The sequence below is a fragment of the Pseudochrobactrum lubricantis genome (assembly GCF_041929865.1).
GTDB classification, from domain to species: domain Bacteria; phylum Pseudomonadota; class Alphaproteobacteria; order Rhizobiales; family Rhizobiaceae; genus Pseudochrobactrum; species Pseudochrobactrum saccharolyticum.
In genome coordinates this window covers 669932-690259 of record NZ_JBHEEE010000001.1, presented here as the reverse complement: position 1 = coordinate 690259, position 20328 = coordinate 669932, and the positions used below count along the sequence as shown (strand labels likewise).

At 51.7% G+C, this 20328-nt stretch carries 15 protein-coding genes; 10 read left to right on the top strand and 5 right to left on the bottom strand.

What is annotated here, in order from left to right; genetic code table 11:
- Positions 1 to 13 precede the first annotated feature (13 nt).
- The 9 genes from JNC80_RS02935 to JNC80_RS02895 all read left to right on the top strand — a co-directional run bounded on the left by JNC80_RS02935 (position 14) and on the right by JNC80_RS02895 (position 13999).
- Positions 14 to 232: a hypothetical protein gene (locus JNC80_RS02935; RefSeq protein ID WP_022710234.1), complete on the top strand. Its 219-nt coding sequence runs from the start codon at positions 14 to 16 to the stop codon at positions 230 to 232.
- A gap of 929 nt (positions 233 to 1161) precedes the next feature.
- The gene (gene cyoA, locus JNC80_RS02930; protein WP_022710232.1) at positions 1162 to 2106 is read left to right on the top strand and encodes a ubiquinol oxidase subunit II; all 945 of its coding nucleotides are present in this window, start codon (positions 1162 to 1164) and stop codon (positions 2104 to 2106) included.
- Positions 2107 to 2182: 76 nt separating this feature from the next.
- Entirely contained in the window at positions 2183 to 4168 is a 1986-nt protein-coding gene (cyoB, locus tag JNC80_RS02925; protein WP_022710231.1) for a cytochrome o ubiquinol oxidase subunit I, read from the top strand.
- Positions 4165 to 4791, top strand: a complete 627-nt coding sequence (cyoC, locus tag JNC80_RS02920) for a cytochrome o ubiquinol oxidase subunit III (protein WP_022710230.1) — start codon at positions 4165 to 4167, stop codon at positions 4789 to 4791. The genes cyoB and cyoC overlap by 4 nt, the downstream gene beginning before the upstream one ends.
- Positions 4788 to 5141 carry a cytochrome o ubiquinol oxidase subunit IV gene (cyoD, locus tag JNC80_RS02915; RefSeq protein ID WP_022710229.1) on the top strand — a complete coding sequence of 118 codons (354 nt, stop codon included), beginning with the start codon at positions 4788 to 4790 and terminating at the stop codon, positions 5139 to 5141. The genes cyoC and cyoD overlap by 4 nt, the downstream gene beginning before the upstream one ends.
- 212 nt (positions 5142 to 5353) lie before the next feature.
- Positions 5354 to 5872 (top strand): SH3 domain-containing protein, encoded by a 519-nt coding sequence (locus JNC80_RS02910; protein ID WP_225685804.1) that lies wholly within the window; start codon positions 5354 to 5356, stop codon positions 5870 to 5872.
- 560 nt (positions 5873 to 6432) lie between these two features.
- Complete coding sequence (locus tag JNC80_RS02905) at positions 6433 to 8328, top strand: autotransporter assembly complex protein TamA (RefSeq protein WP_116086191.1); 1896 nt, start codon at positions 6433 to 6435, stop codon at positions 8326 to 8328.
- Positions 8325 to 13094, top strand: coding sequence for a translocation/assembly module TamB domain-containing protein (locus tag JNC80_RS02900; protein ID WP_376709459.1), 4770 nt, complete (start codon positions 8325 to 8327; stop codon positions 13092 to 13094). Before JNC80_RS02905 ends, JNC80_RS02900 begins: the two co-directional genes overlap by 4 nt.
- 191 nt (positions 13095 to 13285) lie before the next feature.
- A complete protein-coding gene (locus JNC80_RS02895) occupies positions 13286 to 13999 on the top strand; it encodes a L,D-transpeptidase (RefSeq protein WP_022710225.1) in 714 nt (237 codons plus the stop codon).
- A gap of 191 nt (positions 14000 to 14190) precedes the next feature.
- Here the strand turns inward: JNC80_RS02895 and JNC80_RS02890 are convergent, their stop codons facing one another.
- The 4 genes from JNC80_RS02890 to JNC80_RS02875 all read right to left on the bottom strand — a co-directional run bounded on the left by JNC80_RS02890 (position 14191) and on the right by JNC80_RS02875 (position 17108).
- A complete protein-coding gene (locus JNC80_RS02890; protein WP_022710224.1) occupies positions 14191 to 14385 on the bottom strand; it encodes a hypothetical protein in 195 nt (64 codons plus the stop codon).
- A gap of 103 nt (positions 14386 to 14488) precedes the next feature.
- Positions 14489 to 14995: a hypothetical protein gene (locus tag JNC80_RS02885; RefSeq protein ID WP_220158841.1), complete on the bottom strand. Its 507-nt coding sequence runs from the start codon at positions 14993 to 14995 to the stop codon at positions 14489 to 14491.
- A 560-nt stretch (positions 14996 to 15555) separates the two neighbouring features.
- Complete coding sequence (locus JNC80_RS02880) at positions 15556 to 16557, bottom strand: DUF1775 domain-containing protein (RefSeq protein ID WP_376709458.1); 1002 nt, start codon at positions 16555 to 16557, stop codon at positions 15556 to 15558.
- A gap of 119 nt (positions 16558 to 16676) precedes the next feature.
- On the bottom strand, positions 16677 to 17108 hold the full coding sequence (locus JNC80_RS02875) for a hypothetical protein (RefSeq protein WP_151158746.1): 432 nt from the start codon (positions 17106 to 17108) through the stop codon (positions 16677 to 16679).
- A 251-nt stretch (positions 17109 to 17359) separates the two neighbouring features.
- On the opposite strand from JNC80_RS02875, the gene JNC80_RS02870 reads away from it, so the two are divergent.
- A complete protein-coding gene (locus JNC80_RS02870; protein WP_376709457.1) occupies positions 17360 to 18517 on the top strand; it encodes an Mrp/NBP35 family ATP-binding protein in 1158 nt (385 codons plus the stop codon).
- Positions 18518 to 18566: 49 nt separating this feature from the next.
- Here JNC80_RS02870 and JNC80_RS02865 read toward each other — a convergent pair whose 3' ends face one another.
- Entirely contained in the window at positions 18567 to 20198 is a 1632-nt protein-coding gene (locus tag JNC80_RS02865; protein WP_376709456.1) for an alpha-D-glucose phosphate-specific phosphoglucomutase, read from the bottom strand.
- Between the last annotated feature and the right edge of the window lie 130 nt (positions 20199 to 20328).

Sequence of the window (20328 nt, the reverse complement as noted above, 5' to 3'; positions counted from 1 at the left end):
CGTGAGGTGGGGTATGCAGCGCTACAGATTTGATCAGAAAACCATAGTCGTACAGGCGATTGTCGAAATGATTAAGCGTGGTGTGCCTGCTTCCGAGATGGATATTTATCTCAGCCGCATGGGGCCTGTTGATCTCGATATGCTGCAGCAATGTATGGATGAGGTTTATGCCTATATTGCGCAGGAAGAGGAAAGAGAACAGGAACTGTATCAGGATCGCGCCGTAGCATAATCCGGCTGTCGGGCTGTGCTTATGCCGGAGCAGCAGGATGCAAAAGCAAGATAGATGACACAAAGATAACGTAAATCTGTCATGCTCTTGAAATAATCGGGGCCTATACATAAATAAAGTTTAAGAAATTCGCCTGACTATTGACCACGGATGTACTGGCATTGGTTGAGGCGTTTCATGGAAGGTCGGGACATCCCGGCCTTTTTCATTTCTAAAGCTTTTTTGCCTGAAGCGATTGACATCCGGATTGCATCATATCGCTCGCTCTGTCTCCTTGTTTTTACGCATGTCGTTATCGGAAAACCGGTGCCCGCTTTTCCGTGACATGCTCTGGATTCTTTATTTGGTCGCATTATCACTGCCGTCAAGTTGAACCGACTTGACTAAGTTCAGGGCGTCAAGCTGAGCCCGCCTGACTGTGAAATGCTTTGGACCTTTGCAGCTGTTTCCTGATTTCCCTGTTTCATGTGCCGTCTTATGCCTGCCGGATAGTTTTTGCTCCGGACGCGGAAACGTGACCGAGATTCATCTTGCTGTTAGATGCTTTCCTGCTTATAGAAACCGCAAAAGTTCTGGATGCCGGAGTGAATCGGTCTGATATGCCCGTCAATTGTGGCTTCAGACATTCGATATTCCGGTCTGATGGGAGCAGCTTTTATCTTTTTTGAGAGATGAAATTGCTCCAGCCGGGTTTTCTGAAATATGTGCGTATAGGCGCCGGTGTTGAAATACGGCGCTTTTTTGTTTATGAATTTCAGAATTTACCGAAACTACTGTATGTTCTTCTTAGTCTGAAACAATGTCAGATAAGAAATAATACAGCATTTCAAAGCAGTTAAGATGTTTTTGAGCTTATTCATGAGCCTGAAATATCTTGGTGAATGTTGATATGTGGCCTGTCCCGGGCGCATTCAAGACGGAAAAATTAAATGAAACACAGATTATTCCGGTCGGCAGGTATCGGTGCGGTTCTGATGCTGACGGCTATACTGGCAGGGTGTCAGCAGGTTGTGCTGTTTCCTAAAGGCGAAGTCGGCATTAAAGAACGCGACCTGATTGTTTTCGCGACAGTCATCATGTCGCTGATTGTTGTGCCGGTCATTATCGCGACCTTGTATTTCGCGAATAAATATCGCGCCAACAAAGATAATGAATATCTGCCGGACTGGCATCACTCAAACAAGATTGAAGCCGCTGTCTGGATTATTCCGTGCATCGTCATTCTCATTCTTGGTTATGTGACCTGGATTAAGACCCATGAGCTCGATCCATACCGCCCGCTGGAACATGCGGCAAAGCCGGTTCAGGTTGAAGTTGTGGCTATGAACTGGAAATGGCTGTTCATCTATCCGGAGCAGGGGATTGCCTCGGTGAACGAACTGGTCGTACCGGTTGATCGTCCGCTGAACTTCCGTATCACTTCCGGTCACACGATGAACTCCTTCTTCATTCCGGCTCTGGGCGGTCAGGTTTATGCAATGCCTGGCATGCAGACCAAGCTGCACCTCATCGGCAATGAAATCGGTGCTTATGAAGGTATCTCCGCGAACTATAGCGGTGACGGTTTTGCGCAGATGCGTTTCACAACCCATGTGAAAAACGAAGCCGACTTTGAAAAATGGGTTTCCGAAGTTCGCACCTCTGACAAAGCGCTGAACCGTGCCGGTTATATCGAACTGGATCAGCCGACAGAGAAGCATCCGGTTACACATTATGCCTCAACTGAGCCTGGTCTGTTCAGTGCTGTTATCGGTCGTTGTGTGGATGGCAAGACCCCGTGTGTCAGCCATGGCGGCGGCAGCGTACAGAAGCTTTCACCATTCATCACATCCTCTGTGAAAAAAGAATCGCCTGCGGAACCTGCGTCTAACTGACGGGATTTCGTGACTTTAGGCAGGCAGACCATTGGCAGATTATGGCCAATGGTTTTGCCATTAAAAGTGTAGAGAAATGTTCGGAAAACTTACCCTGGCGGATATTCCGCTTCACGAACCGATACTTGTGGTCACTTTAAGTGCCGTTGTACTCGGCGGTTTGTCTCTGTTCGCAGCCATTACCTATTTCGGTAAATGGGGCGTATTGTGGCGTGACTGGCTGACAACTGTCGATCATAAGCGCGTTGGTATCATGTATATCATTCTGGCGCTGGTGATGCTGTTCCGCGGCTTCTCCGATGCCGTGATGATGCGCGCCCAGCAGGCTATGGCCTCCGGCGCCAATGAAGGCTTCCTGCCTCCGCACCACTATGACCAGATCTTCACTGCCCATGGCGTGATCATGATCTTCTTCGTGGCGATGCCGTTTATCGTTGGTCTGATGAACTTTGCAGTTCCGCTGCAGATCGGTGCCCGCGACGTTGCGTTCCCTTACCTGAACTCCCTGAGCTTCTGGCTGACTGTTGCCGGTGCTATTCTGGTAAACATCTCGCTCGGCGTCGGTGAATTCGCCCGTACAGGCTGGCTGGCTTATCCGCCGCTGTCCGGTCTGGAATACAGCCCCGGTGTCGGTGTTGATTATTACCTCTGGGCTTTGCAGATTTCCGGTATGGGTACGCTGCTCTCCGGTGTGAACCTTATCGCAACCATCATCAAAATGCGCGCTCCCGGCATGACAATGATGCAGGTTCCGGTTTTCACATGGACTGCCCTCTGCTCGAACATTCTGATCGTTGCAGCTTTCCCGATCCTGACAGTTACCCTGTCGCTCCTGCAGCTTGACCGTTATCTTGGTATGCATTTCTTCACCAATGATTTCGGCGGCAATCCGATGATGTATATCAACCTCATCTGGATCTGGGGTCACCCGGAAGTTTATATTCTGGTTCTGCCTTGCTTTGGTGTGTTCTCGGAAGTTATCGCGACTTTCTCTGCCAAGCGTCTGTTCGGTTATACTTCAATGGTCTATGCGACCGTTGCCATTACCGTTCTGGCCTTCCTCGTCTGGGCTCACCACTTCTTTACAATGGGTGGCGGTGCCTCCGTTAACGCCTTCTTCGGCGTGGCGACAATGATTATTTCGATCCCGACAGGGGCGAAAATCTTCAACTGGCTGTTCACGATGTATAAAGGCCGCGTGCGTATGGAAACGCCGGTTCTGTGGACTGTCGGCTTCATGTGTACCTTTGTGGTCGGTGGTATGACCGGCGTTATGCTTGCAATTCCGCCTGCGGACTTTGTACTGCACAATTCCGTATTCCTGATCGCGCATTTCCATAACGTGATTATCTCCGGCGTGCTGTTCGGTTGTTTTGCCGGCTTCATCTACTGGTTCCCGAAAGCATTCGGTTTCCGTCTCGATGAAACCTGGGGCAAACGCGCATTCTGGTGCTGGCTGACCGGTTTCATTCTTGCCTTCATGCCGCTCTATATTCTGGGCTTCATGGGTATGACCCGCCGTATCAACCACACTGAAAATCCGGCATGGCAGATTTACCTGATTATTGCCGCTATCGGTGCTGCAATCATTCTGGTTGGTATTGCCTGTCAGATCATTCAGGTTCTGGTGTCCATCCGCAACCGCGAAGCACTGCGTGACCACACCGGTGATCCGTGGGAAAACGGCCGTACGCTGGAATGGTCTGTGGCTTCTCCTGCTCCGTTCTACAACTTCTCTGAAACACCGCGTGTTCAGGATGTTGATGCTTACTGGGATATGAAGAAGCGTGGCGTGAAGCGTAAAACCGACAAGTTCAAGCCAATCCATATGCCGCGTAATACCGGCACCGGTTTCATCATCGGTATGGTTTGTATCGCGCTTGGTTTTGCCGGTGTATGGCATATCTGGTGGCTGGCAATTGCCGCTACTCTGGCCATCATCGCGATCAGCATCATCCATTCCTTCAACAATAACCGCGACTACTATGTCACTGCGGAAGAAGTGCAGCGCATCGAAGATGAGCATACGCTCAAGCTGCAGTCTTTGGGAGTTAAGCCATGAGTGCCGCTGTAACGCACGCTAACGATCACGCCCACGGGCATGACGACGATCACGAGCACCACGATTCCCGCGGCACGACACTGATCGGCTTCTGGATCTACCTGATGAGTGACTGTGTCATCTTCTCGGGTCTGTTTGCCACCTTTGCAGTTCTCTCGCGTTCATACGCGGGAGGACCGACCGGCTGGGAACTGTTCGATCTGAACTTCATTGCTGTGGAAACCGCTCTGCTGCTGTTCTCCAGCCTGACCTATGGCTTCGCGATGATCGCGATGTCACGTAAAAAACAATCCGCCATGCTTGGCTGGATTGCCGTGACATTCCTGCTCGGCGCAGCCTTTCTGGCGATGGAAATCTATGAATTCCATCACCTGATCGAAATCGGTGCCGGTCCTGGCCGTTCTGCATTCCTGTCCGCCTTCTTCGTATTGGTCGGTACGCACGGTCTGCACATTCTGTTTGGTCTGATCTGGATTCTGGTTCTGGTCGCGCAGGTTCTGCGTTCCGGTCTGACAGAAGCCAACCAGACCCGTCTGATGTGCCTCAGCCTGTTCTGGCACTTCCTTGATGTTGTCTGGATCGGTGTATTCTCGATTGTTTATCTGATGGGAGTTCAGGCATGAGTTCCGCGCATAAAACTGAAGCATCAGCCAGCGAAACCAAGAATTATATCATCGGTTTCATTCTGGCCGTCATCCTCACAGCCGTTCCTTTCGGCGTGGTGATGGGACAGTATTTTGACACCACCACAACCGTTGCCATTATTATGGTTTTCGGTGCGGTACAGATGATTGTTCATCTGGTTTACTTCCTGCACATGGATTCCAAATCCGAGGGCGGCTGGACATTGCTGGCTCTGCTCTTCACCGTGCTGATTTTGGCGATTGTTCTGATCGGCTCGCTGTGGATCATGAACCATCTGGCCATCAATATGATGGAAGTCAGCCCTGAGGCCGCACGCGCGCTGCCATAAGGTGCAATATGGGTGAGCTTGTCTCACTCACGGGAATAACAATGAACGGCGCTGCTTTGGCAGCGCCGTTTTTTATGCATTTTATATTGAGATGCATTGGTAACCTGTCTCAAATTACAGTCCTTATTCTTTCATAATTTTGATCTTCTCAAAGCGCGTCATTTAAAATTTGCATTCATTTAAATTTTTTCAATTTTAACTTGGTGATTTCGATGAAGATTATTTCAATAATTTCAGGGCTAATGCTGCTGGTAGGAACCGGCATTGTGCAGGCGCAGGTCGCTACTGTTTCGGGTACTGTCAATTTACGGCAGGGGCCGGGCACAAACTATACGCGGATTGCAGCTTTGCCGCGCGGTGCGGCGGTGCATATTGAGAGTTGCCGCGGCAGCTGGTGTCAGATCAGAAGCAGCTGGGGGATAGGTTGGATAAGTGGCCGTTATTTATCTCAATCCTATCAGGGCTATAATGCTGCACCGGTCTATAATACGCAGCCGCAAGTCACTTTCGGGCTGAATATCGGATCAGGTTTTTATGATGATCCGTTTTATGCCCCGTATTATCAACCTTATTACACGGGCTGGCACCCGCCTTATTACCGGCCTTGGTATCGTCCGGGCTACCGGCCTTATGGGCCACGCTATAATCCTCGTCCTTTTGGCCGGCAGGGCTGGAGCCCCCGATGGGGTGTGGGGCCTGTGCATTTTCCGCGCGGAGGATGGCGCAGATAGGATCTGATAAGGCAGATTCTGCAAGGCGATTCCCTGTTATGGAAAACGTGGTTCCGTGGCAGGACTCTTTAAGGGAGGTGGCTGTATTTTAACCAATGCGCATTTTCTTGGAACGTGTTGCAATCCGTATGACAAATGCTTTCCGGAACAATCTTTCATGTCGGTTTTAAATTGCCCTGTGCGGCTGTATTTTTAAAAGACAAATATTTTCAATATTTTACGGCTTTATGCCTCTGTAATTTTCGTTTTTGTTTCTTTCTTAAGATTAAATATTCAAAATTCATATTTGATTGAAAGCCACAAATTAAGTTTTTCTTTAGGTAAAGGAAAATACAAATTAATATTTTGTTAAGCATAAATTTTAAAAAAGCAGTGTAAGCTTTTGGATTATACTCTCCGCTAGTTTGATTGTTAGGCATCGCGCGATGGGTGGAGCGGGCTATGCCGAGGAATATGCATATTGACCCCGTTGAATGGGATGATATGCAGGTAATAAATTAAGGAGAGCTCCAATCCGTAAAGTCAGCACCCTCCTGCTGTTCACTGCGCTGCTGCCGGTTATGGCGGCATCGCCTGCGCATGCTTTTGAGCTCTTTGGCATTAAACTTTGGGGTAAAGACAAGGCTGAAGAAGCCGATGATGTCATTGCCGAACCAAAACGCTACAGCGTTGAAGTCACTTCCGGCGGCACCCGCACCAATAAAGACGGCACGGCAGCCGATGTGGAAGATCTTGTTAAAGGCGCTTCACGGCTTGTGGCTGATGAAGAAAAAGCGGCTTCCGGCTCCGGCGGACTGCTAGCCAAAGCACGTGGTGATTACCGTCGTATTCTGATGGCACTTTATGGTGAAGGTCGTTATGGCGGCACCATCAGTATTCTGGTTGATGGCCGCGAAGCTGCAAACCTGCCGCCGGATACACAATTGCCGGATACATCCAAAATTGTCATCAATGTTGATCCGGGCCCGCAATTCCTGTTTGCCCGCGCCAGCATTAATGAACTTGCACCGCCGACAGATGACCGCCGCGATCAGGTGCAGTCGCCTGAAAAGGCCGGTTTCAAAAGCGGTGAAATTGCCAAATCCGGTACAATCCTGAAGGCAGAGCGTCTTGCCGTTGAGGCATGGCGTCAGCAGGGTTATGCCAAAGCGAAAGTTACGCGTGAGGATATTGTTGCCGATCATGAAGGCAATGTGCTGAATGCGGATATCACGCTGGAACCGGGACGTGTTGCCCATTACGGCCCTGTCAAAGTGCAGGGCACAGCCCGCATGGATCCGGAATTCGTTGCCTATATGACAGATCTGAAACCGGGTCAGGAATATGATCCGGATGATATTGAGCGTGCACGCCGCCGTTTGGCGCGGCTGGATGTTTTCCGCTCAACATCTATTCAGGAAGCACAGGAAATCAACCGCGACGGTATTCTGCCGATGGATCTGATCGTGCAGGAACGTAAACCGCGCCGCTTCGGTCTTGGTGCGAGTTATTCCACGCTGGACGGTGCAGGGGTAGAAGCCTTCTGGATGCATCGCAATCTGTTCGGTAAGGCGGAGCGTCTGCGCTTTGATGCCAAGGTCAGCGGTATCGGCGGTTCGCAGGATAATTCCTATGATCCGAAAAACTTCACCTATGTGCTGGGTACATCCTTCACCAAACCGGGCGTGTTCACACCGGATACGGATTTCGTTTCGTCTCTGACCGGTAAGCGTGAGGTTCTGGATAATTATACCGAGACATCGGTCGGCGGACAGGCAGGTTTTACGCATATCTTCAATGAAGATCTGAGCGGACGTTTGTTTGCCAATGTGTCTCGTGCGCAGTTTGATGATGATTATTACGGCAAACGCCAGTTCTTCACCGTGGGGATGCTGGGCGGTATTCTGCTGGATAAGCGCGATAACAAGACCAATGCTACTTCCGGTTATTATGCCGAGGGCGTGGTTGAGCCGTTTTACGAGCTCAAAAACGGCAGTTTCTCGACCAAATTTACCGCAGAAGGCCGTGGCTATTACGGCTTTGGTGAAGATAAACGCGTTGTGCTGGCCGGTCGTGTTAAAGTCGGGTCGATTGTCGGTGCCGATATGAGCGATCTGCCGCCGGATAAAGTCTTCTTTGCCGGTGGCGGCGGTTCTGTCCGTGGTTATGCTTATCGCAGCATCGGGGTGAATAAGCCGGGGGATGTGGTGATCGGCGGACGTTCGCTGATGGAAATGTCCGGCGAGGTTCGCACAAAGGTTACCGATAGTATCGGTGTGGTCGGGTTTGTAGACGGAGGATATGTCGGGGAGGAATCCTACCCTGATTTTGCGGAGAATCTGCGTTTGGGGGCAGGTGCGGGCTTGCGTTATGATACCAGTCTCGGACCGATCCGTTTCGATGTTGCCGTGCCGCTTAACCGCAAGGCAGGTGACTCAAGTTTTGCATTCTATGTCGGCATAGGACAGGCGTTTTGAACCGTTTTCTCGCTTTCGTAGCCACTTTCTTTATCATTCTGCCGCTCGGTATTTATATCGGGGCATCGCTGCTGCCTCAGGGAGCGGACAGCGTAACGACGCCTGCCACCGGCCAGAGCAATCCTGCGGGTTCAGACACGCAGACCGCACAGGCTGACACTTCTGTTTCCACGCAGGAAGCCGAAGAGGAGAAGTCCTACTTCCTGTCTTTTGTTGAAGAAAAACTGTCGGGGCCGAACCGCAAGATCAGTATTACCGGTATTGAAGGTGTTTTGTCGTCTGAGGCAAAAGTCGGGGCTATCACGGTTGCTGACCGCGAAGGTATCTGGCTGCGCATTAAAGATGCCCAGCTTGTCTGGAGCCGTCTGGCTCTTTTGCGCGGTCGTCTGAGCGTGGATACACTCTCGGCCAAGGAAGTTGAATTTATCCGCACACCTTTGCCGGATGAGGGACTGCCGTCACCGGAAGCCGGTGGCTTTGCTTTGCCGGAACTGCCGCTGGCGGTTTTGCTGGGTGAGCTGAATATTGAACGCCTGAAATTCGGTCAGCCGGTTTTTGGTCTGGCATCGGAAGTGGCACTGAAAGGCAATCTGACCCTTCAGGACGGATCGCTGGAGTCCCTGTTTGACATGCAGCGTCTGGATGGTCCGGGCGGCACGATGAAGCTGAAGGCGAATTACGCCAATGCCGATCAGAAGCTTGATCTGGATATGCGTCTTTCCGAGCCTGCCAATGGTATTGCCGCCAATCTCCTGAATATTGCAGGCAAACCGCCTGTTGAACTGGCGCTGACCGGCGCAGGCAAGCTTGATGATCTGAAAGTTGACCTGACGCTTGATGCGGACAGCCAGCGCATTCTGACCGGACTTCTGACCCTGAACCGCAATGCGGACGGCACTGTTACCGGCCGCGTGTTTAATGCGGATGTCAAAGGTCCGATTGCTGCACTCATTCCGGAAAAATTCCGTGATTTCTTTGGCGCAACCTCAAGCCTTGCAGCCAATGGTTTTATCAAGGATGGCGGTGGTTTCCGTCTGGATAATTTCAATCTTTCCAATGCCGCTCTGCAGGTACAGGCCAAGGCCGAAACCGCCAATGACGGCTTTCTGACACGTCTGACCCTTGATGCGCTGATTGCAGATCGGGAAAAAGGCCGTGTGCTTCTGCCGATCAGCGGCGGCCAGACCTCTCTGGCGTCTGCGCGTCTGACACTGGATTACGGCGACCGTCAATCCGCAGACTGGACAGGCAAGTTGCTGGTTGAAGGTCTGCAGGCCGGTGATTTCTCCGCACAGCAGACTGTGCTGGATATGGGCGGCGCAGCAGAAAATCTGCAGGACGCACAAAACCGCCATGTCGGTTTCAATATTACAGGGAATATAACGGGAATTAATGCCAGGCAGCCTGAGGTTGCGCAGGCGCTGGGTGATCGTTTTGATCTGGCCGTGTTGGGGCAATGGCGTGCCGGTTCTCCTGTGCAGCTTGAAAAATTGCAACTCACCGGCAATGGTCTGAGCGCTGCCTTAAAAGGTGCAATCGATAAATTCATTTATACCGGTGACATTGTTTTGCAGGCAAACAGCCTCATGCCGTTTTCGGCACTGGCAGACCGTTCGCTTGCCGGCAGTCTTGATCTGAAAGCAACCGGCACTGTTGCGCTTCTCACCGGCGGGTTTGACCTGACGCTGGATGGCACAGCAGAGAATATCAAAACCGGTGAGGATATTGCTGACCGTATTATCAATGGCCGCTCCACTTTGAGCGGTGGTCTGGCACGTTCTGAAAACGGTTTTTCCGCCCGTGGTTTCCGTATTGGTAATGATGCAAATGCAATCACTGCCAATGGCTCATTCTCGAGCAAAGATGCCGATTTCGATCTGGGCGTTGAGATTGGTGATATTGCCGATCTGTCCGATAAGGCAACGGGACCATTGTCGCTGAAAGCCAGTGCACGCGGAACAGAAAACCGGATTGCTCTGGCTGCCCGCGCATCTGTGCCTTCCGGTTCGCTGGAAGGGCGCAAGCTGAATGATGGTCTGCTCGACTTCAATGCTGTGCTGGACGGTTCTGATCCGAAGCTTGCTCCGTCTTTGAGCGGTGGTTTCAGCGGCAGTGGCTTCTTAAGCGGTGAAAAACTCGATCTTGCCGGTAAAGTTGCGCTGGATGAGCAAGGCAAACGCCTGAGTGATCTGAGTTTTGTTGCTGGCGGCACGCGCGTCAGTGGTGATCTGAATATTGCGGACAAGAACCTGCTCGCCGGTCGTTTGAAAGTGGATGCGCCGGATGTCTCAACCGCTGCCGCTCTTTTCCTTGCCAAAGCAACCGGTAGCATCAATGCGGATATTGATCTGTCTTATGAAAATGACCGCCAGAATGCTGCGGTCAAAGCAGATATCCGTAATCTGAATGTTGAAGGCAATGTGATCGGGCAGGCGGATATTAATGCGACGCTTGCCGACCTGTTTAATGTTCCTGTTGTTGACGGCACTGTGAAAGCACAGTCCATCCGCGCCGGTACATTTGAAATTAATACGGTTGATGCAACGGCTCAGTCTGAAGGCAGCAAAACGGTTTTTCAGGCTGCAACTGATCTGAAAATCGGCACCAAAGTTAAAGTCAACGGCGCATTGGAGCCGCAGGACGGTGGTTTGTTGCTGTCGCTTTCAGATGCGGAGCTGCGTCAGGGCTCAATGCTGACCAGACTGGCACAACCGGCATCTCTGGCGCTGAAAGGCAGTGATGTTACCTTTAACAATATCATCATGCAGGTGGGAGAAGGTCGTCTGAGCCTTAATGGTGCTTTGGCTGATCGTTTCAATCTGGATGTGAAACTGGATAATCTGCCGCTGAATGTGGCAAACAGCATTCAGCCGGATTTGGGACTTGGCGGTCTGATCAATGGTCAGGCCAAGGTTACCGGTTCGCGCAACCAGCCTGATGTCAGTTTTGACATTAATGCGCGCGATGTGATTGCCCGCCAGACGCGTGAACTTGGCATTGGTGCCTTGAATGCGACAGCTAAAGGCACGTCGAGCCAGAACCGCCTGAAAGTGGACAGCCGGATTACCGGCGGTAATGGTCTTGATACCCGTGTGAATGGTTTTGTGCCGCTGGGCACGGATAAATCTGCCGGTGCGCTGGATGTGAATGTTGAACTGACCAACCTGCCGCTGGCTTTGCTCAATGGCGTGGTGAAGGATCAGAATCTGGGCGGTAATGTTACCGGCACTGCAAAAGTCACCGGCGCTCTGACCAATCCTGCCGCCGAGTTCAATCTGAACGGACGCGCGCTGAGCGCCAAACCGCTGGCTGAGAACGGGCTTGCGCCTTTGAATCTGAAAGCTGCCGGTCGTTATGGTGATAAGACCGTCAATATCAGCTCGCTGTCTGTTGACGGCCCGCAAAATCTCAGCGTGACCGCGCAGGGGCGTGTGCCTTTGTCTGGCAGCGGTTTGGGTATTGATGTGACGGGGCAGATTCCGTTGGCGCTTGCCAATCGTTTTCTGTCGGATCGTGGCGCACAGGCAACCGGTACACTGGCTTTGACCGCTAATGTCAGCGGTGGTTTCGACAATCCGCAAATCCGCGGTATGTTCTCGACAAGCGGCGCGCAGATGGTTGATCCGGAAACCAATATCCGCCTCAATAATATTACCATCAATGGCAGCATGGAAGGTCAGACAATCCGCCTTCGCAATGCAAGCGCAGCTTTGTCGACCGGTGGTTCAATCAATGCGGATGGCACGATTTCGATCAATGCCGCGCAGAATTTCCCTGCCGATCTGCGGATCAATTTTGACAAAGCACGTTATGCGGATGGTTCCATGGTGGTTGCGACCATTAATGGCGGCCTGACCATTACCGGCCCGTTGATGCGCGATCCGCTGATTGCCGGTAAGATCGAGATTGAACGCGCGGAAATTACCGTGCCTGAAAGTTTTGGCGGCGGCGGTGCCAATATTGATGTGCGCCACGTCAATACACCGGCATCAGTGCTGATGACGTTGCAACGTGCCAAGGTGGAAACCCGTGCCAAGGGTTCGGCACCGGTGCCGACATCCCGTCCGACCGTGCCGCAACTGGATGTGCGCGTGATTGCGCCGAACCAGATTTTCGTGCGTGGTCGCGGTCTGGATACGGAACTGGGCGGTGCTGTCCGTCTGACAGGTCCTGTAACCAATGTGCGTCCGGTCGGTGGTTTTGAACTGCTGCGTGGCCGTCTGGATATTCTGACCCAGCGTGTAACCTTTGATGAAGGCCGTGTGACCCTGATCGGGGATATGAACCCGCAGCTCTATTTCGTGGCCCGCAGTGACGGCGGCGATATCATCGTGCTGGTGACGGTGCAGGGCACGGTGGATAATCCGGATATCAAATTCTCCTCGGAGCCGGAATTGCCGCAGGATGAAGTTCTGGCGCGTTTGATCTTCAAACGCTCAATCTCGGAACTGTCTCCTTTCCAGATTGCACAGCTTGCCGCTGCGGCCGCTGAACTGGCGGGTGGTAAAAACGCCAATCTGCTGGGGGCATTGCGTCAGGGCGTAGGGCTGGATGATCTTGATGTTGTCACCGACAGCAAGGGCAATGCAGCGGTTCGCGCAGGCAGCTATATCCGCGATAATATTTATCTCGGTGTGGAAGCCAGCGGTTCCAATGGCACCAAAGGCACGATCAATCTGGATATTACACGGGATCTCAAAGCCAAAGGCTCTGTCGGTACGAATGGTGATTCCGGTCTGGGTGTATTCTACGAAAAAGATTACTGATCCGTCAGAGATGCGGATACTGATCGAATTGAAAAACCGGCACAAATTTGTGCCGGTTTTTTGCTTTTTACTGCATTTTTAATGTGTGGTCATTGTTTATGGTAAATGAAGATCCGGCGAATTTAATGATTTTTCAACCATGCGGGCGCACAATCCGACCTCTGAAAAGGTTTTGAAGATACGGATTTATCATGGCAAAGCAGGGTGAAATTCTGAACCGTCGCATTTTTCTGACCGGCGCCGGTGCCTTTGGTCTGGCTGGCTGTACCCAGTCGCTGGATATGTCGGCTTTTCAGCCGGATATTGATATGTCTTCAACCGGCAGTGTGATGCGCCCGCAGATCAGCGTTGATAAAGGCGTCACCAGCAATGAAGTGATGTATGCGGCTGTTCATGAGAACGGTTATTCCCTGCCTGCTATTCCTTATGAGAAAGTGCCGAAACAGTTCCGCCGCCAGATCGTGCCGGATCCGACCGGTGAGGCACCGGGTACGATTGTTGTGCGTCTGAATGAGCGATATTTGTATCTGGTGCTGCAGGGCGGCGAGGCCATGCGTTATGGCATCGGTGTCGGACGTGCAGGTTTTGAATGGTCAGGCCGCGCCAATGTGCAATATAAGAAGCAATGGCCGCGCTGGACACCACCACCGGAAATGATCAAACGCCAGCCGGAGCTGGAAAAATACCGTAATGGTCAGGAGCCGGGACCAGCCAATCCGCTGGGCGCGCGCGCACTTTATATTTTCCGTGACGGCGTTGATACCGGCTATCGTATCCATGGCAATCCGGAATGGTGGTCGATCGGGCAGGCTATGTCTTCCGGCTGCGTACGTCTGATGAATCAGGATATTATTGATCTTTATGATCGCGTGCAGGGCAAAGCGCCGATTGTTGTGCAGGCCTGATTAAAACTATTTGAAAATAAAAGCCGCGCTGTGCCGGAGCATTTTTTAAATGCTCCGGCTATTTATTTTACGCATTTTCATATGCAAAACCGGTTTCCACTTTTGCTGAAAATGCTTTAGCGCGGCTTTTTTCTGTCTTGGGAGGACAGTGATAAAAAAATGATCAAATATGATAGTTCAAATGGGTGCTGTTAGCGGATAGCTGAGCCGGTCTGATGGTTTTGCGCAACAACAATCAGAGCCGGTACATCTTTGACGGCTTCTTCAGTCATGCTGAGAAAATGAAAATTCTGCTGTTGCTGGATCGGATTAGGCGCCACAAACATTGCTGCGGTCAGCAGGAGCGCAGCCATAATACCCAAGCGCTTTTCAGTTTTTGCATTCATTATATTCGTCCTGTCGGTTTTGCCCGCGGATCCGGAGCGCTTCGCTCGCAGTCACTGGGCTAAAATCATGGTAAAGTTATGAAAGAGGTTTCAGCTCTTCATATCAGTGAAAGGTTTTGTGCCCTGCCGGTGATAAAACACAGGCAACGGCGTAATGAGGGATAGGCAGCAGCACCTGATTGAGCTCTGCCATGACCTGTGCATAATCCTGCGCGGCTTTTTTAACTTCCGCGACACGGCTGCCGGTTACCAGAGCATCCAGACAGGCATCACGGGTTGTATCGTCACCGTTTTGCAAGGCGGAGATCAGTCCCATCAGCAGGCATTCTTCACGGCAGATATGCATCGAACCATAAGGAAAGGCCTTGAGCTGACAAGCTGCACAAAAATGCAGGGTGCGAATGAAATGGGAGAGTTCGGCCAGCGCGAGCTTGGCTTTATCGAGGCCGAGTTCCTGAGTGTAAATCGTCCAGGCCATTTCCCACGGAATAACCGATCCGGTTTCGAAGCCGGACGTCCAGTGGCGATAGCCTTCAAGCACCAGCTTTTCAGCCTGCCGCTCGAAATAATGACTGGATGTTTCAAAGAGATTTCTGACCTGCATATTCATGGGCGGCATCCGATCTGTAACGGACGCGAAGGAGCGATGAATATGCGTCGCGGCTGAGGGCGCGACGATAGTACCGCCCTTGGGCGGTAAAGTGCCTGACCAAACATGAGGTCCTCCAATAGAGCGGGTTCAAGGCCCAAACATCAAAGGTTGAATTTATTGCCACGAGCCGGAAGTATCCCTCCCGAAAGCTCTGACAGCGGGAATATGCCGGTGAAAACGGTCGGTTGTCAAACCTAATTTTCAGCATTTATTTAGAAAAGTGTTCTTATTTCAATAGCTTAGAATAATTCCAGAGTATTTTACTCATGTTTTTATTCTAAAATGCAATGCTATCTATATGAATCCGTATATGTTTTGCGTGATTGTCGCAGCTGGCCGGATTGAACGACATTCCGGCCGGATTTTTAAGCTCTGCGATGTCCCGCCTCATGCAGAAGCCTGTAAACAGGACAGACAAAAAGGAGCGGTTCCAGAATCACAATGCGAAGCGCCGATATGACCGGCGCTCCGCCTTAGTCTTTTATCTCCGAACCGATACGGTTTCGGAGAAACAGAAATTAGTGATGGCTATGGTCATTGGCCTTGCCGCCAGCATTACCTGAAGAACCCTTGGATGGATTCACGTGAAACGGTAAATTAACCTTTCCGGCTTTTTCAAATTCCAGCACAACATTGACTGTTTCACCTTCTTTGAACGGTTTGGCCAGATCCATAAACATGATGTGGAAGCCGGTTGGTGCCAATTGCACAGTTTGACCGGCAGGAATTGCCAGAGGTTCGCTCAGTTTGCGCATTTTCATGACATTGTCTTTCATCGACATTTCATGAATTTCGACTTTTCCGGCTGCATCTGTGGTGCCGCCGATCAGGCGGTCATCTTCTTTGCCCTTATTGGTAATGACAATATAGCCGCCTGCAACGCGGGCATTCGGGATTGTCGCGATGCTATGAGCTTCGGAAAGCTCCAGATCACCGGCTGTCACCACCTCGGCGCTATTGCCACCATGCGCACCGTGGCCGTCATGACTTGCCTGTTTTGTGGCAGCAGTAACGAGCAATTGCGGCGCAGGGTTTTTCAGATCATGCGGGTTCTGGCCTTCTGCTGCGATATCTGTCCAGTTTTCGGTTTTACCGTTTTCGCAGGTCTGGATTGTCGGGAACGACAATGTTGTATCCTTGTCGAAGGCTGCAAGTTTGCCGACAACCGAGAATTCATCATAGAAATCGCCCGGCAGTTTGCCGCCTTTCCAGATCACTTCGGTCACGCCGTTTTTCACGTCCTTGCCGTGCACTTTATAACTGTGCTGGTAGTCGGATTTAACAGTTTCAATATCCCATCCGGCTTTCATCTGCGGCTGAGCGGCAATGAAACCTTCCGGAATTTTGACATTGATCTGTGTGGTCGCGGCACCTTCACAGCCATGCGGGATTTTGAGGACGGCTTTATAGCCGCTTCCTGCATTAGCCTGAGCTGTTTCAAGTGACACATGTGCCTGTGCCAGACCGGCAGTGCCGAGAAGAAGGCTGGCAACACAGAGTGGTGTGAAAATGGTTTTCATAAATTTATTCCTTGCGAATATCCTGCTTTCCGGCTGCAAATTGCAGGCAGAAAGCATGAAGGCGCTTAAAGCGCATGACTGATATTTCCTGCGGCATTGCGAGAATGCGCAGACCTGTATCAGGCAAGGAAAGGTGGCGCCTGCGGCGGGGCGGCGGGCGGATAAGGTCGGGAGCGGGGCAGAACTTTGGCCGTGCGTCTGACGCTGTTGCCTGTATCTTTGGCAACAACCGGACCACCGGCTGCAGGTGGTGTAACCAGTGCAAAAGCCGCCGAGATACGGCAGGCCTCGCAATCAACCATCATATTATGATTTTTATGATGCTGGTCAGATGCGGCGCTGTTTTCGGAAACGCAGATCGAAACAATACTGCCATCGGGCATTGTTTCATAACGGATGAAAACCGGTTCAGCGGAGGTGCCGCTTTTGGTGGTCATTTGCAGCAGGGGGGCGCTGACATCCACCGGTCTATGGGCAAAAGACAGCAAAACAAGCGCCAATACGCACAGGATGCGTATTAAAACCAGCTTGTTTTTGTGTGTCTGAACCATCACCCTGAACTATATATAACTGCGCTTTCCGCTTTTTAGCGCGGTGCTTTGCGGAAGGAAAGAGCTTTCCTCTGTAATAATGATGCCGGATCTCCCTCTGCCTCACGATGTCACAGAGGTTTGCGCGGAAAGGGATGAAGATAACTTTCTCTCAGACGCAAAATCATTTAACGATGATGCATGAAATGCCGGTCGCAGGATAAAATACTGTGCCGGCAATGGTGAACAGATTATTCGACGGGGTATGAGGCATGTCACAGGTCACCAAAGATGTGGTGCTGGCTCAGCTGAAACAGGTCACTGGACCGGATTTCGAAGGTGATATTGTCAGCCTTGGACTGGTGTCCGATATTTTTATCGCTGATAATAAAGTGTTTTTCTCTATTACCGTGCCGTCTGACCGTGCGCAGGCGATGGAGCCGTTGCGTTTGCGGGCGGAAAAACTGGTAAAAGAGATTCCGGGGGTTGCCGATGCGCTGGTCACACTGACCGCCGAGCGCAAAGGCGGCCGCACCAGCGATGATGCGCCTCCGCCAAGCCGCCCTCAGCCCGCTGCTCAGGCGCGTCCGGCTGCGCATACTCATGCAGTACCGCAGCCGCAGGCAAAGCCGGGTATTCCGGGTGTTGGCAAGATTATTGCCGTGGCTTCCGGCAAAGGTGGTGTCGGTAAATCCACGACTTCGGTGAATATTGCGCTCGGGCTTCAGGCACTGGGGCTGAAAGTCGGTATTCTTGATGCCGATATTTACGGGCCGTCAATGCCGCGCCTTCTCGGTATTTCCGGTCGTCCGGAAACGGTCAATGGCCGCATCATGAAGCCGATGAGCAATTACGGCCTCAAAGTCATGTCGATGGGCTTTCTGGTGGAAGAAGAAACCCCGATGATCTGGCGCGGCCCGATGGTGATGTCGGCGCTCAATCAGATGATGCGTGAAGTGGAGTGGGGCAATCTCGATGTGATGGTTGTCGATATGCCTCCGGGCACTGGCGATGCCCAGCTGACCATGGCGCAGCAGGTGCCGCTGGCCGGTGCGGTGATTGTTTCTACCCCGCAGGATTTGGCGCTGATCGATGCCCGTAAAGGGCTGAATATGTTTGCCAAAGTTAATGTACCGCTGCTCGGTATTGTTGAGAATATGAGCTATTTCATCGCGCCGGATACCGGCAAACGTTATGATATTTTCGGTCATGGCGGAGCGCAGCGCGAAGCTGAGCGGCTCAATGTACCTTTCCTCGGCGCAGTGCCGCTGGATATGCAGATCCGCGAATTGTCCGATGCGGGTATGCCGATCACGGTGAAAGAGCCGGACAGCCCGCATGCGCAAATTTATCGTGAAATTGCCGAAAAAGCCTGGGCGCAGGTGAGCGGCGGTTCATCCCGCACAGCACCGAAGATTGTATTTGAATAACAGATGATGAAATTGAAAAAGGCCTGCAATGCAGGCCTTTTTTGTTGGGTCAGGTAATGACGCTTGGTTTTTCGCGGCCGGTATAATGCGTGATCTCTGTGAGTTCCGCAGCGGCTGCGATCAGCGGGGTCAGGGCAGACTGGGTTTCCAGATCATGCTTGTTACTGTCAGCCTCATAGCGTTCCAGATAGATGCGGATGGTTGCTCCGGCGGTGCCGGTGCCGGACAGACGCACCACAAGACGGGAACCACCGGCGAAAAGAATGCGGATGCCCTGATGCTTGCTCACTGAATGATCGACCGGATCATGATAGGCAAAATCATCGGCTGATTCCACAACCATGCCCTGCACGGTCTTGCCTTTAAGATCAGGCAGTTTGGCGCGCAATGCATCCATCAGCGCATTGGCACCATCCGAGGCCACTTCTTCGTAATCATGGCGTGAGTAATAATTGCGGCCATAGGTTTGCCAGTGCTCATGCATAATCTCGGCGACAGATTGTTTGCGTACCGCCAGAATATTCAGCCATAGCAGCACAGCCCACAACCCGTCTTTTTCACGCACATGGTCAGAGCCGGTTCCCGCACTTTCCTCACCGCAAATAGTGACAAGACCGGTATCCAGCAGATTGCCGAAGAACTTCCAGCCGGTCGGTGTTTCATGCATGCCGATCTTCAGTTTTTCAGCCACGCGGTCTGCGGCACAACTGGTCGGCATGGAGCGGGCAATACCGGCAATGCCTTTGCTATAGGCCGGAGCCAGATGCGCGTTAGCGGCGAGAACTGCCAGAGAATCCGACGGGGCAATATACATGCCCTTGCCGATAATCAGATTGCGGTCGCCGTCACCATCTGATGCCGCACCGAAATCCGGTGCATTGGCCGACATCAGCTCTTCATAAAGCTCATGGGCATAGACAATATTCGGATCAGGATGATGGCCGCCAAAATCTTCCAAAGGCACGGCATTGAAAACGCTGCCCGCTTTTGCGCCGAGCCGGTTTTCAAAAATCTCTGTAGCATAAGGGCCGGTCACGGCATGCATGGCGTCAAAACGCATGGTGAAACCGGATTGCAGCAGGGTGCGGATCGCCTGAAAGTCGAACAGGCTCTCCATCAAGGCGGCGTAATCTTTCACCGGATCAATGATTTCCACCACCGTATCGCCGATCTGATGCGAACCAAGTGTATCAATGTCGATATCGGCGCAATCGGCAATCTTATAGGATGTGATGGTTTTAGAATTGGCGAACATCGCTTCGGTCAGTTTTTCCGGAGCGGGACCGCCATTGCTGATATTGAACTTGATGCCGAAATCACCCTGCGGTCCGCCGGCATTATGGCTGGCAGAGAGAATAATACCGCCAAAGGCTTTATTCTTGCGGATGAGATTGGAAGCCGCAGGCGTCGAGGTAATGCCGCCAAGACCGACCAGAATGCGGCCAAAACCATTCGCAGCAGCAATTTTGATCGTGCTCTGGATAACCTTGCGGTTGAGATAACGTCCGTCACCGCCGAGCACGAGTGTCTTGCCTTGAAAATCTTCCAGACTGTCAAAGATCGACTGGATGAAGTTCTCCGCATAATGTTCCTGAGCAAAGACAGTCACTTTTTTGCGCAAGCCCGAAGTGCCCGGCTTCTGATCTGTAAAAGCTGTGGTGCTGATAGTTTTAAAAGTCATGATCTGGCTTTGTCCTGACAATAACGGCTCTCGCAAAAGATAAATGCATGTGGAATGAACAAGTTGCATTCATGACGGATATTATAGGCAGTCCTGTGAAGCCGAAGTAAATGATTTCACACAAATAGCG

Excerpts from the sequence above, each read along its gene's own strand:
- JNC80_RS02865 (WP_376709456.1), bottom strand. The coding sequence starts at position 20,198 with ATGACTTTTAAAACTATCAGCACCACAGCTTTTACAGATCAGAAGCCG.
- cyoC (WP_022710230.1), top strand. The coding sequence starts at position 4,165 with ATGAGTGCCGCTGTAACGCACGCTAACGATCACGCCCACGGGCATGAC.
- JNC80_RS02870 (WP_376709457.1), top strand. The coding sequence starts at position 17,360 with ATGTCACAGGTCACCAAAGATGTGGTGCTGGCTCAGCTGAAACAGGTC.
- JNC80_RS02890 (WP_022710224.1), bottom strand. The coding sequence starts at position 14,385 with ATGAATGCAAAAACTGAAAAGCGCTTGGGTATTATGGCTGCGCTCCTG.
- JNC80_RS02880 (WP_376709458.1), bottom strand. The coding sequence starts at position 16,557 with ATGAAAACCATTTTCACACCACTCTGTGTTGCCAGCCTTCTTCTCGGC.
- JNC80_RS02910 (WP_225685804.1), top strand. The coding sequence starts at position 5,354 with ATGAAGATTATTTCAATAATTTCAGGGCTAATGCTGCTGGTAGGAACC.
- cyoB (WP_022710231.1), top strand. The coding sequence starts at position 2,183 with ATGTTCGGAAAACTTACCCTGGCGGATATTCCGCTTCACGAACCGATA.
- cyoD (WP_022710229.1), top strand. The coding sequence starts at position 4,788 with ATGAGTTCCGCGCATAAAACTGAAGCATCAGCCAGCGAAACCAAGAAT.
- JNC80_RS02905 (WP_116086191.1), top strand. The coding sequence starts at position 6,433 with ATGGCGGCATCGCCTGCGCATGCTTTTGAGCTCTTTGGCATTAAACTT.
- JNC80_RS02935 (WP_022710234.1), top strand. The coding sequence starts at position 14 with ATGCAGCGCTACAGATTTGATCAGAAAACCATAGTCGTACAGGCGATT.
- cyoA (WP_022710232.1), top strand. The coding sequence starts at position 1,162 with ATGAAACACAGATTATTCCGGTCGGCAGGTATCGGTGCGGTTCTGATG.
- JNC80_RS02895 (WP_022710225.1), top strand. The coding sequence starts at position 13,286 with ATGGCAAAGCAGGGTGAAATTCTGAACCGTCGCATTTTTCTGACCGGC.
- JNC80_RS02885 (WP_220158841.1), bottom strand. The coding sequence starts at position 14,995 with ATGAATATGCAGGTCAGAAATCTCTTTGAAACATCCAGTCATTATTTC.
- JNC80_RS02875 (WP_151158746.1), bottom strand. The coding sequence starts at position 17,108 with ATGGTTCAGACACACAAAAACAAGCTGGTTTTAATACGCATCCTGTGC.